This is a genomic window from Bacillus sp. S10(2024) (assembly GCF_050473865.1).
Classification (GTDB): Bacteria; Bacillota; Bacilli; order Bacillales; family Bacillaceae_G; genus Bacillus_A.
This window is the reverse complement of the sequence record NZ_JBFLUR010000002.1, coordinates 68125-80363: the sequence shown is the minus strand read 5'-3', so window position 1 is coordinate 80363 and position 12239 is coordinate 68125. Positions and strand designations below refer to the sequence as shown.

The 12239-nt window shown below is 37.0% G+C and carries 10 protein-coding genes, 1 pseudogene and 2 riboswitches; of the genes and pseudogenes, 2 read left to right on the top strand and 9 right to left on the bottom strand.

Going from position 1 to position 12239, the window contains the following annotated elements:
- Positions 1 to 181: 181 nt before the first annotated feature.
- Positions 182 to 397 carry a DUF3912 family protein gene (locus tag AB1280_RS00460; protein WP_272187000.1) on the bottom strand — a complete coding sequence of 72 codons (216 nt, stop codon included), beginning with the start codon at positions 395 to 397 and terminating at the stop codon, positions 182 to 184.
- 340 nt (positions 398 to 737) lie between these two features.
- Between AB1280_RS00460 and AB1280_RS00455 the strand changes: the two genes are divergently transcribed.
- The gene (locus AB1280_RS00455; RefSeq protein WP_429754542.1) at positions 738 to 1061 is read left to right on the top strand and encodes a hypothetical protein; all 324 of its coding nucleotides are present in this window, start codon (positions 738 to 740) and stop codon (positions 1059 to 1061) included.
- Positions 1062 to 1152: 91 nt separating this feature from the next.
- Here the strand turns inward: AB1280_RS00455 and AB1280_RS00450 are convergent, their stop codons facing one another.
- The 5 genes and pseudogenes from AB1280_RS00450 to AB1280_RS00430 form a co-directional block, all read right to left on the bottom strand.
- Complete coding sequence (locus AB1280_RS00450; protein ID WP_429754541.1) at positions 1153 to 1644, bottom strand: hypothetical protein; 492 nt, start codon at positions 1642 to 1644, stop codon at positions 1153 to 1155.
- Between the two features lie 49 nt (positions 1645 to 1693).
- Positions 1694 to 1909, bottom strand: a pseudogene (locus tag AB1280_RS00445) (HD domain-containing protein); the annotation flags it as partial.
- Entirely contained in the window at positions 1909 to 2286 is a 378-nt protein-coding gene (locus tag AB1280_RS00440; RefSeq protein WP_272186844.1) for a nucleoside 2-deoxyribosyltransferase, read from the bottom strand. The pseudogene AB1280_RS00445 and the gene AB1280_RS00440, both read right to left, overlap by 1 nt.
- Before the next feature lie 57 nt (positions 2287 to 2343).
- Complete coding sequence (locus tag AB1280_RS00435; RefSeq protein ID WP_272186843.1) at positions 2344 to 2547, bottom strand: DUF3966 domain-containing protein; 204 nt, start codon at positions 2545 to 2547, stop codon at positions 2344 to 2346.
- A 267-nt stretch (positions 2548 to 2814) separates the two neighbouring features.
- Positions 2815 to 4542 carry a DUF2339 domain-containing protein gene (locus tag AB1280_RS00430; RefSeq protein WP_429754540.1) on the bottom strand — a complete coding sequence of 576 codons (1728 nt, stop codon included), beginning with the start codon at positions 4540 to 4542 and terminating at the stop codon, positions 2815 to 2817.
- 213 nt (positions 4543 to 4755) lie between these two features.
- Between AB1280_RS00430 and AB1280_RS00425 the strand changes: the two genes are divergently transcribed.
- Entirely contained in the window at positions 4756 to 5304 is a 549-nt protein-coding gene (locus AB1280_RS00425) for a DUF3916 domain-containing protein (protein WP_429754539.1), read from the top strand.
- A gap of 55 nt (positions 5305 to 5359) precedes the next feature.
- Here the strand turns inward: AB1280_RS00425 and AB1280_RS00420 are convergent, their stop codons facing one another.
- Genes AB1280_RS00420 through AB1280_RS00410 form a run of 3 tightly spaced genes read right to left on the bottom strand, consistent with a single transcriptional unit; the run spans position 5360 to position 11687 of the window.
- Positions 5360 to 6418 (bottom strand): undecaprenyldiphospho-muramoylpentapeptide beta-N-acetylglucosaminyltransferase, encoded by a 1059-nt coding sequence (locus AB1280_RS00420; RefSeq protein ID WP_429754538.1) that lies wholly within the window; start codon positions 6416 to 6418, stop codon positions 5360 to 5362.
- 35 nt (positions 6419 to 6453) lie between these two features.
- Complete coding sequence (metH, locus tag AB1280_RS00415; RefSeq protein WP_429754537.1) at positions 6454 to 9855, bottom strand: methionine synthase; 3402 nt, start codon at positions 9853 to 9855, stop codon at positions 6454 to 6456.
- On the bottom strand, positions 9852 to 11687 hold the full coding sequence (locus tag AB1280_RS00410) for a bifunctional homocysteine S-methyltransferase/methylenetetrahydrofolate reductase (protein WP_429754536.1): 1836 nt from the start codon (positions 11685 to 11687) through the stop codon (positions 9852 to 9854). The genes metH and AB1280_RS00410 overlap by 4 nt, the downstream gene beginning before the upstream one ends.
- A gap of 72 nt (positions 11688 to 11759) precedes the next feature.
- Positions 11760 to 11870: riboswitch (SAM riboswitch) on the bottom strand.
- Between the two features lie 201 nt (positions 11871 to 12071).
- Positions 12072 to 12191: riboswitch (SAM riboswitch) on the top strand.
- Positions 12192 to 12239 lie beyond the last annotated feature (48 nt).

The following is a 12239-nucleotide window of genomic DNA, read 5'->3' as shown; positions in this document are numbered from 1 at the left end:
CTTTTTCCTCCGAATGGTTAGTTGAACCAAATAAGAAAACACCCTGAATTGTTTAGGGTGTTTTCTTATTTTGGTTCAAATTTTCTAACTTTTAGATAGTAGTTAAAATGGAAATTAAATATTTAACACTACATCAATTTATTAAAAAGACTTTTTATTCTTTTCAATACATATCCATTTTTCACAAATACCCTTGCTCTTCACACCAATCATGAAATTGCCGAACATCTACATCAATTAAAACAATATCTTTTAATTCAATATCAATATCCATGCCGTCAATTACAATCGCATATTTTGCACCGTTCTCTGTACTATTTCGTTTTATAATCCCTATTTGATTTCGATACGGTCCATCTTTTACATATGCTTTTTGTCCTGTAATATCAAAGTTCAACATCTTCACCTCTTTCATTTGCTCTACTTATCTATGTATATGATGAAAGATCAAAAGAGTCCCTACTTTTTTGCTTTATTACAATTATTTTTCATTTATTTTAATTTCATAAAATACATATAAAGATTCCTCTTCAAAACAAATTGTTAGCGCTTTCTTCAGTGCGCTCATGTTATACTAATACAGTAACAACTTGCTTCATTACCGTTTAGTTTTACACATCGTTTTTTACAGACGTTTATCTCCTACCTATCTTTTTCATTTTCTTTGAATCTTAAGGTGGAGGTCTTATTATCCAAGAATAGCGGGATAAAATCGAACTTCTTAAAGAGGAAAAACAATGGATACAGTAACAATTACAAAAATCATTAAGACTTTAAAATCATACAGATTTCAAAATGTAGCTTATTGCGAAAAAACAAAGCAATATTTGTTTCAAAACAGGGCAGATATTATGAGCGGTTATGCAGAAATAACATATAGTGCTCAATTTGAAAAGTTCAGCTTACAAATCCACCCTATTGAAACGCATCACCTTACAGAATTGCAAGAAGTCGAGAGGCATATACAATCTTGCATCCGAAAGGTTGAGTATTTAAATACGATTATTGAAAAGCAATATAAAGTGAAACTTCCATCAGCGGGGGTTCTTCATCCCCACTGACATTTAGTTGAACCAATCGGGCTTTTACGGGATAAAAACGCAGAACATACAATTATGCTATAAAAAAGAACGTGCTGGGCACGTTCTTTTTTTATACATTCATATTTTCTTTAATCTGAAGACCTGACACATTTTCTATTAACTCAATTGCTTCTTCTAATGTCATCTCAAAAATTGTTTTGTTACCTTCTACATAAGGAAACTTTGGAAAACGTTTCTCCATTTTTTTGATTATATCAGATGAAAACATCGCACTATCTACACGAAATTCTGATTCGAGTAGCACAATGTAATCTAATAATTGAAACCCTAAACCATTTATAAAAGAGATGAACTTCTCTTTTGACTGCGATGATAAAAAGACATTACGCTCAAGTTCATAAAATAATTCTTCACCTAAAATCTCTTCTAATTCCTCATCATGTTCACGATTAATAATTTCTTCATATCCATAATCATCGACAAGTTCTTCTACTTCTTCCCCGTCTTCAAATAATAATTGTGCTAAAGTTGCACCTTTCTTATATTCACCTTGCTGTACAATTGTTAAGAAATTTGTTTTCCATCCTTGTTCTAAATGCATGTTTTATAGCTCCTTTTATACACTCTTTATTTTTAAATATATATTTTGCTGCAATTTGTTCTTCTATACTGCCACCTAACATTTTCACAAGAAGCATAACACCGGCAGAATGTTCATAGCGTGTTACGTTCCACATTGGATTCACAAGAAAGCTTGCGCCGCCTTGATGGATTTTCTGTAAACGCTGCACCGCCTTTGATTGCAATAGTTCCGCAAGCACATCATCTATATTATGTTCACCGTATATAGAATCATGAATTGTAATCATGCCCCTGCCCCCTCTAGCACTTGTTCAATAAATCCATCTAGGTTATCTTCAACGATGCACACTTCTGGTAAATGATAAAATGTTGTATCCAACGGACTATTTCCTTTATACACAAATATTTTCTTTTCCCAAGCAAGCGCCATTCCGAATTCGGTATGACTTCCTTTTCCTCCATCTAATAAAAGCAGAAAAACGTCTGCGTCTCGTACAGCTTGTTTTTCTGCTTGTCCAATACTTTGTAATTCTAATCTATTTGTCGCTTTTTCATTTTTTGTCCAATCATATGTATGAATCCACCCTGCTTGTTTCAGTTTATCTGCTACAAGGTGGACAATGTGTTTATTTGTAAAGGTTGAAGCGATGTAAAATTTCACGCTACCTCTCTCCTTCATATACAAAATAGGCGGGAAAATCTTAGGGAAAAAGGACATTTACGACTCTTTTTTTACTTTTTTATCAATTTTATCATTTAACATATCTAATTCAGCTGTAATTTCTGATTTTTCTAATTTTCGTTCTTGTGAAAAATTCCGTCCCATATAAACTATAATACTACCAATATACAATACTAAACAAACAACTAGAGCAATATTTTCACAGAGACTTAGTCCCAATGTAGTCACTCCTAATCTCATCCATATTTACACGCGTCAATAATTAGAATTCGTCTGTCAAATCTATGCTATTGTAACATAAAGTGAAACTTCCGTCAGTGGGGGATTTCTTCATCCCCCACTGACCGAAAGCCCGCCCAATCGGGCTTTTACGGGCAGTTATCCTCCACCTATCTTCTTTGCTTATCTCTGAATCTTGGGGTGGGGATCTTACTGCCCGTTAATGCGGGATAAAGTGTACTTTTATCTCTATCTTAAAAGGCAACCCTAAATGGATTACTTTTTTTACTACTCACCTTCTTCTTTCGAGAAAAACATTCTAGAAATAACAATCCCTAGCCCACCAATAAGTAAGAATAATACTGCACGAATCATCATTGATGCTTCTGGTAAATCTAAGAAGAATAACTTGATCACTGTCACAACTAACACAACTAATCCGGCATATAATATTTCATTCATTTCTCTATTACGTCCAAACCAAACTGAAACTAAAGCATATATCATCCATAAAAGAGAGACAAATACACTGATAATACTTCCGTCTGTCGAAAGAACCTCTCCTATTCTAGTAATCGTAATAAATACAAGTACCATAAAGCCATATAACGTAATCGAATACACATATTTCCCAAAATGTTGCAACATTGGTTTCACTTTTATCATTCCATAATAAAATGTTCCAACTAAAATGAGATGGGCTACAAAAGCTGCTGACATGAATGTCTCAAATGGACTAACAAGCGTTTGCAACATACTGATTGCATAAATAACTGCACCGATATAAAACTTGATTTCTTGTTTTAATTTCGCAGAAGTAACGATACCTACAAAACCTTGTAACATCAATACAATTGCTCCATTCACTAAACTAAATTCATATAAAACTGCTAAACTAAACGACCCCATCGCAAAACCAAATAAAAGATCTGCAAATGCTGATTTTTTATTTTTCATATAGTCAGCTACAAACATTACAGTATGTACAATTGTATTAATTAACAATCCCCATGTTGTAAAGTCTGGAATTTTTACAATTGCCATAATAAAGAAGAGTGCATTAGCACTAAACAAAGCCATTCTAGGTTGATAAATAAAGCTTCGATCAATAAACATATGCCAAAAAAGCAAAATATGAATTAATCCATAAACAATTGTTAATTGTACCTGTAAATTCCCTAGTAACACGGTCATGATTACAAAAAAGACAAACGTTACAAGTACAGAAACAGAGTAAGATACCATATATAAATATTGATAGCGATTTTTATACGCATACCATAATAAACTAATCGTTAACACTGTTTCATATCCAAAGAAAATGTACGAATTAGGTGTTGTACTATTTAATAAGAACGGTACAAAAAAGGCTCCTACAGATACAAATATAGCGAGATACTCCGATTGATATCGCTTAGATAAATAGATACCGAGTATAATCCAAACAATGTTGAATATAAATGCAGTGCTTGCCGGAAAGAAATGATACAAATAATGCGCAGCGAATGTTGTTAAAACAACGCTTGTAATACTTCCTCCAGCTAATACTAAACCTAACGCTTGACGTTCTTTTTTTATCTGTATATCACCTACATAATAGAAAACAACTGATACTACTACGCCAAATACAATACGAATTGCTGGAGTAAGTAATCCTGCATCTACTCCCGCTTTAAATAGCCAAATTATCCCAAGAAGCATGATGGCAACGAAAATACGTGGTAGCCACGTTTGACAAAATTTAACAATATCAAATGGTTCAGGCTTAAACGCAGATATATCTACCTGTTTTTCCTCCGGCTCCTTCACACTTTCTTTGCTAATGACTCTTTCTTCTTGTCGTACATTTTGCACAGGGATACTAACTTCTTGTTTCTTCTCAAGAGGTTCCTTTACTTGTTGAACTGTTTCTACGTCCATTGTCCTTTGCTGTGCTTTTAACTCATAGAGCGTCTCCTGCAATGTATCAATTGCTGTTTCTAGAGCTTCTATTTTTTTGTTCAAATCTTGTTTCATTTTCTCCCCCCTCTAATCATGCTGTTAAATAGAAATATACCTATAATTAGTTTAATTTCCAATTAACTACATCATACTATTAGTTTATTCATTTTTTAAGAGAATTTTTTCTGATATTATCCAATTTCTGCTATTATAGTAACAACTAGCATTCCCCATTCTATTTCTTAACTTAACTAGAAAAATAGAAAATATTGCTTATGAGGTGTTTCTTTGAAACAATCGATTTGGGACAGTGGCTCAAAAAAGAAAACTCGTGGTCTAAGGCGCGTATTCCGAAATTTCTTGAAATATACTACTATGCATACAAGCTTTTTACCAAATGCTAACGACCATTCTGAGTTAGGTTGCTGTTCTATTCATCTTCCCTTCAATCCTTCTTATACGCATGCAAAACGTAACTCCAACTCAATTAAACGATTTTATTTACAGAAAGCAATCAATCGAGTAGAACATTTAATTCATCTAAAAACTGTGAATGAAAAAGAATATCGTATTTATTTTGGTGTCTCTTTTCCTAACTTACACACTTCTAATATCTTAATTGTATTTAGCAAACAAGGTATAGAACGATTTTTTGAAGGCTTTCTAGGTAGATACATGGATGGGCCACAGTGGGTTTCATTACCACAAGAACGCGATATCGGAAAAGAATTCGGTTTACATATACCTAAAGAATTACAAGTAAAAGGATATACGGAAATTTTTACTCATCCTGATTACAATGACAAAGAAATATGGTTTATAGGCGAACTAGATTAAGCAAAAAGGTGTTAACAGCTTTCCAAACAGCCCCAAAAGCATGATTTCTATGAAATCATGCTTTCGTTACATAATCAATAATCGTTTGCAAAGCTTCTCGTCCGCTATATTGCTGCATCGATCTTTTATACTGCAAACGATTTTTATACAATTCTTCTACATGTTCAATTAGCAAAGCTTCTGTTATATCTTCTTCAAATAACACACGTCCATATCCCTGTTTTTCAAAAGACTGTCCGTTTAAAATTTGATCTCCTCGGCTCGAAGATTTCGGAAGAGGAATTAATAACATTGGCTTTTGTAATGTTAAAAACTCAAAAATCGCATTGGATCCTGCACGAGAAATGACAATATCAGTTGCCGCTAATATATCAGGAAGTTCACCGTGAACATATTCAAACTGCTTGTATCCTGGTGTATTCTCAAGTTTTTCATCAATATTGCCTTTCCCGCACAAATGAACAATTTGATAGGTTTGCAGGAGGTTTGGCAATGCACCGCGTACTGCTTCATTAATGCGTCGCGCTCCTAAGCTGCCTCCCATAACTGTAATAACTGGTTTTGATGCAGTGAATCGTAAAAATTGCAGTCCTTTGTTTCTACTTCCCTGCAATACCTCTTCTCGCACAGGTGAACCAGTAAATACTGTTTTTTCTTTCGGCAAATGTTTTTTCGCTTCTTCAAACGTAACAAATATTTTTGAAGCAAAGCGAAGAGCAATTTTATTTGCAAGCCCAGGCGTCATATCAGACTCGTGTAAAAAAACAGGAACACGGTTTAGCCACGCACCAATTACAACCGGTACAGACACGAAGCCGCCTTTTGAAAAAATAACATCCGGTTTTAACTTCCGAATAAGGAAATACGCATCCATAACCCCTTTCATAACAAGAAATGGGTCTTTTATATTTTTCAAATCAAAATAACGACGAAGCTTCCCACTCGCTATTCCATAATAAGGAATCTCTTCTTTTTCAATAATTGTCTTTTCGATTCCATTATGCGAACCAATATAACACACCTTCCAACCACTCTTTTGAAAATGTGGTATAAGCGCTAAGTTCGGCGTAACGTGACCCGCAGAACCTCCGCCAGTAAATATAATCGTCTTCACAGTATGTCTCCTTTTAATAAAAGATTTGCTTTTTATTATAACACACTGAAATAACGCGCTTCTGGATGAGCAAACACCATCGCTGTTACAGAAGCCTCTGGCTCCATCATAAACCCTTCCGTTAAGGAAATTCCAATTTCTTCAGGACGAAGCAACCGGAATAACTTTTCTTGATCAGCAAGTTCTGGACACGCAGGATAACCAAAAGAAACGCGAATTCCTTGATACTTTGTTCGGAACCGCTCTTCCATCGTTATATTTGGTGAATCTGGAAATCCCCAGCGATCACGGATGAGCATATGCGTTTTTTCAGCTAATCCTTCTGCAAGTTCCAGCGCAAGTGACTGAATCGCATGGCTGCGCAAATAATCGCCTTGTTCTTTCCACTTTTCTGCTATAGCACGGACACCTTTTCCAACCGTTACAGCTAAAAAAGCAACATAATCCATTTCATCTCCAACTGGGCGCAAGTAATCGCCAAGCGTGCGACACGGTGCTTTTCCTTGTCTTGGGAATGTAAAATGCTCTAATACACGCCCCTGGTCTTCTGGATCATAAATTAAAATATCTTGGTTTTCACTTTGCGCTGGAAAGAATTGATATACAGCGCTCGGACGTAACCATGATTGTTCCTCACGAAGCAATTCATCGATTAAGTCATTCAGTTCATGGGCCCTTCTATCTCCTTCTTGCAGCAACTTTTTCACATTCCCTTTTAAACCTAAGTGGTGTCCAAGTAACATTTGTCGATTTAAAAACGGAGCAAGATGTGCTACTGAAATATCACGCAGAACGACACGTTTTGTAGAATGCGGTGCCATTACTGGTGCTGGCGGTAATTTTTCAATTTGAATCGGTACTTCTACTCGACTTTTCTCTTCTTCTATAACAACATGTAAATGACGTTTCGCTTTTTCCTCACTCATCTTTTCCCGTTCCGCTTCGTTTTGCAGACGATTGATAAGATCTAATCCTGTCATCGCATCGCTTGCATATAGAACAAGACCTTGATATGAAGAAGATATCCGCGTTTCTGTGAACTTCCGCGTCAGCGCGGCACCTCCTACAACAATCGGAACGTCAATATTTGCCGCTTTTAAGTCTTCTGCTGTTGTTACCATTTGCTGCGCAGATTTAACAAGCAATCCTGATAAACCAATAATATCTGGCTTCTGTTCTTTCACCTCTTGAATAATACGATCAGATCGCACATTAATACCGAGGTTTACAATGTCATATCCATTGTTGGATAAAATAATTTCCACTAAATTTTTACCGATGTCATGTACATCACCTTTTACTGTTGCAAGTAGTACTTTCCCTTTCTTCGTACTATCACCGGTCTCCATATACGGCTCTAAATACGCAACGGCTGCTTTCATACTTTCCGCACTTTGCAGCACTTCTGCAACAATAAGCTCATTATTATTAAATAAACGTCCCACTTCATCCATGCCAGCCATAAGTGGTCCGTTAATAATGTCAAGCGGCTTTCTTCCTTCATCTAGTGCAAATTGCAAGTCATCATGTAATCCTTGTTTCGTCCCTTCTACAATATAATGAGATAACCGCTCATCAAGCGTTAACGTTTCAGTCACCACGACTTCTTTTTTCTTCACATTTCGATAAAAATTTGTAAATTCCTCCAAAGTCTCTTTCGTCGTTCCAAACAAAAGAGCATTCGCCAATGCCTTTTCTTGTTCAGAAATAGAAGCATAACGCTCTAGCTTTTCAGTATTCACAATGGCATAATCTAAACCAGCTTTTGTGGCATGATATAAAAAGACTGAATTTAATACTTCGCGTCCTGCTGGCGGTAAACCAAATGAAATATTACTTACACCTAATATTGTTAAACATTCAGGCATCGCTTCTTTTATGAGCCGAATGCCTTCAATTGTCGCTGCAGCTGAACCGATATATTCTTCATCACCTGTTCCAACCGGAAAGACAAGTGCGTCAAAAATAATATCTGACGGACGTACTCCATATTTTATTGTTGAGAGTTCATAACTTCTTTTGGCAATTTCAAGCTTCCTCTCAGCCGTTACCGCCATACCAACTTCATCAATTGTTCCCACAACAATAGCCGATCCGTACTGTTTAATAAGCGGAATCACTTTTTCAAAACGCTCTTCTCCATTTTCTAAGTTAATAGAGTTAATCACTCCTTTTCCTTGCAAATAAGTAAGAGCTCGCGCCATCACTTTCTCATCTGTCGAATCAATCATAATTGGTACCTTTAATACTTTCGTCACAGCTTGCAAGAAATTTTCCATATCTTCTATTTCATCCCGGTCTGGATCTGCCATGCAAATATCAATAATATGGGCATTTTTCTTTACTTGTGCTCTTGCGACTTCCGCTGCTTCTTCAAAATTCCCTTCTGCAACAAGACGTTTGAATTTGCGTGAACCAATTACATTCGTGCGCTCTCCAACGAATAACGGGCGCATGGGATCTTCATATTGTAGCGCTTCAAGCCCGCTAATCCCATGACCTTTTCGTTCTCGTTTCACACGGGGCTCAAATGATAACAGCGCCTCTTTCATCGCACGAATGTGCGCTGGCGTTGTCCCGCAGCAACCACCAACAATATTCACCCAGCCTTCTTCTGCAAACTGTTCCACTTTATGAGCAAGGGAGTGCGGAGATTCATGATAATGCCCGTCTTCATCTGGAAGTCCAGCATTTGGATAACAAGAGATATAACACTCGGATAACTCTGCAAGTGAACGAATATGTTCTCTCATAAACTCTGGTCCTGTCGCACAGTTTAGCCCAACCGATAATGGATTCATATGCTCTATCGATAAGTAGAATGCTTCAATTGTTTGCCCCGCTAACGTCGTTCCCATCGGTTCAATTGTTCCTGAAATCATAAGCGGAACTTTTTTCTCTGCCTCAATAAATGCCTTTTCAATTCCTAAACAGGCTGCTTTTACATTACGCATGTCCTGACTTGTTTCCACAAGTAATAAATCCACACCACCGCGCAGTAAACCGCGTGTTTGTCTTGTATACGCCTCAATAAGCTCTTCAAAAGTAACGCCCCCCGTAACACTAATCGCTTTTGTCGTTGGACCCATAGCACCAGCTACATACACTTCTTTTCCGCTCTCTTTGACAGCTTGTTTCGCTAACTTAGCCGCCCTTTCATTTAATTCCTCATCTAAGTGAGAAAGGTGATAATCACTGAGTACAATGTTCGTTGCACCAAATGTATTCGTTTCAATAATATCTGCTCCTGCTTCAATATACGCTTTATGAATATGTAAAATAACGTCCGGCCGTGTTTTTACTAAATATTCATTACAGCCCTCATATTCTTCTCCGCCAAAATCTGCAGCTGAAAGGTCTTCTTGCTGAATCATCGTTCCCATTGCACCATCTAATATTAAAATTTCTTGCTGCAATCTTTCCTCGATTTGTCTCATGCATTCATTCCTTCTTTCTGCTCTTTCTTTACTTGAATATATCGAACGAGCGTTTCTGTCACTTCATATTTTAAAAATGGTGTCATTAAATAAATACCATTAAATAACTTCATCGCAACATCGATTAATTCTTTAGATATACGAATTCCTTCTATCACTGCTTCTTCTGATGTTTTATGTCCATCCATACGCCTTCTCACTTCTTCTGGAAGCGTAATGCCTGGCACCTCAAAATGTAAAAAGTCTGCATTTCGTTTACTTATGAGCGGCATAATACCAATAAAAATCGGTTGTTCGATATGCTTCGTTGCCTCATACAACTTTCGAATGAGCGCTGCATCATAAACGGGCTGTGTTAAAAAATACTCCGCACCAGCTGCAATTTTTTTCTCCATACGTTTTACAGCTGCCTCGATATGTCTGACATGCGGATTAAAAGCCCCACCAACCGAAAAACGGGTTGCTGCTCCAATTGTTTTTCCTAAAATAGACCGGCCATTGTTCATTTCCGTAATCATTTTAATGAGTTCTATAGAAGAGAGGTCGTATACAGAAGTTGCACCAGGAAAATCACCAACCCTCGCAGGATCTCCGGTTAATGCCAATACTTCCTCCATACCGAGCGCTGCTAATCCAAGTAAATGAGACTGCAGCCCAATCACATTATGATCACGGCACGTTAAATGAGTTAATATAGGGATATCGTACTTTGTTAATAACGCTCCCATTGCCATATTTGATACGCGAGGCGATGCTAAAGAATTATCTGCTAACGTAATGGCATCTGCTCCGGCCCGCTTCAACGCCTTTGCTCCTTCAAAAAATCTCTGTGTATCCAACGTTTTAGGCGGATCTAGCTCAACAATCACCGTCGTTTCCTTTTTCGCTTTTTCTGCTAATGTAATTCGATTTACTGCATTTACACGCTGCGTTGTTATTACTTCGGCTCTCTTTACAACTTCTTTGGCTATTACAGGACGCTCATTTTCAAGCGCTCGCTTCATCGCTTCGATATGGGCAGGGGTTGTTCCGCAACAGCCTCCAAGCAGTCTAACGCCTTGCTTAATAAATGCCGGTGCCATCTCTTCAAAATAAGCCGGGCTTCCTTCGTATTCGTAACGACCTTCTACATATTTAGGAAGACCAGCATTTGGATACGCGGATAAATAACCATATTGGGGAATTTCTATCATTTTAAAAGATTCAATCATATGAAGCGGTCCTAAATGACAATTTAATCCGACCACATTTGCACCATACTCTATGAGCCGCTTCAAGACATCATCTACACTATTTCCATTTTGAGTTGTATCAGCTTCATGAAGGGCAAGCTGCGCAATAAGAGGGACATTTGTTTGCTTACGTAATACTTTTACTGCATGAAGTAATTCAAATTCATCGTAAAACGTTTCTAATAATAACCCGTCAACACTTTCTTCTAGCAGGGCCTCCGCTTGCTCTAAGAGCATAAATTCACGCTCCATATCAGTAGTTGTAACTGCTCCAATATGTTTCATTCCACCGATGGTCCCAACGATTGCATTCTTTTCTGTCACAGCTGCTTTTGCATGTCTTACAGCAGCCCGATTAATTTTCCTTACGCGATCCTCAAGACCGTACATGCGAAGTTTCCCTTCATTTGCTCCATATGTATTGGTTTGAATAACATCTGCCCCTGCTACAACATATTGTTTATGAATCGAAATAATTCGCTCTGGTTCAGATATATTCAATTCTTCAAAGCAGCTTTGTAAACCATGAGAATACAGCAACGTTCCCATCGCTCCGTCCCCAATCACAATTCCTCTTTGCAATAAATCTAGTAGTTTCACATGTCTCCCTCTCTTCTTTCAATATAAAAAGCCCCCTCTTCTCAATGAAGAGGGGGACAGCGTTTTATCCTCCTCTTATCATTCAGAACACTTTGTTCCGCAGGTATTAGCACCGTTTCAAACATGTTATTTGAAGGTTGCTGGGTTTCACAGGGCCTTTCCCTCCACCACTCTTGATAAGAGTTTCATTCGATTATGATTACAAAAAGCAAACATCATTCGTTCACTTATTAACAATCCTTGTTAATTTTTTCACTAATTTAGCATGTTAAATTATGAAAGTCAACAAAAAGAAAGAAAAATAAAATTATTCAAAATATAGTTGCAATTCTTTCTGAATTTATTGTAAAGTAAAAAACATAATCAAAAACTTCATATTTTGAATTCTTATCGAGAGAGGTCGAGGGACTGGCCCAATGACGCCTCAGCAACCATTAACAAGCTTTTTATTTGTTAATAAGGTGCTAATTCCAGCAAATTGAGAAATGATTTGACAGATAAGAAGAAGACTATATTTGCCGTATATAAGCCTTCTTCTTAGAAGGCTTTTTT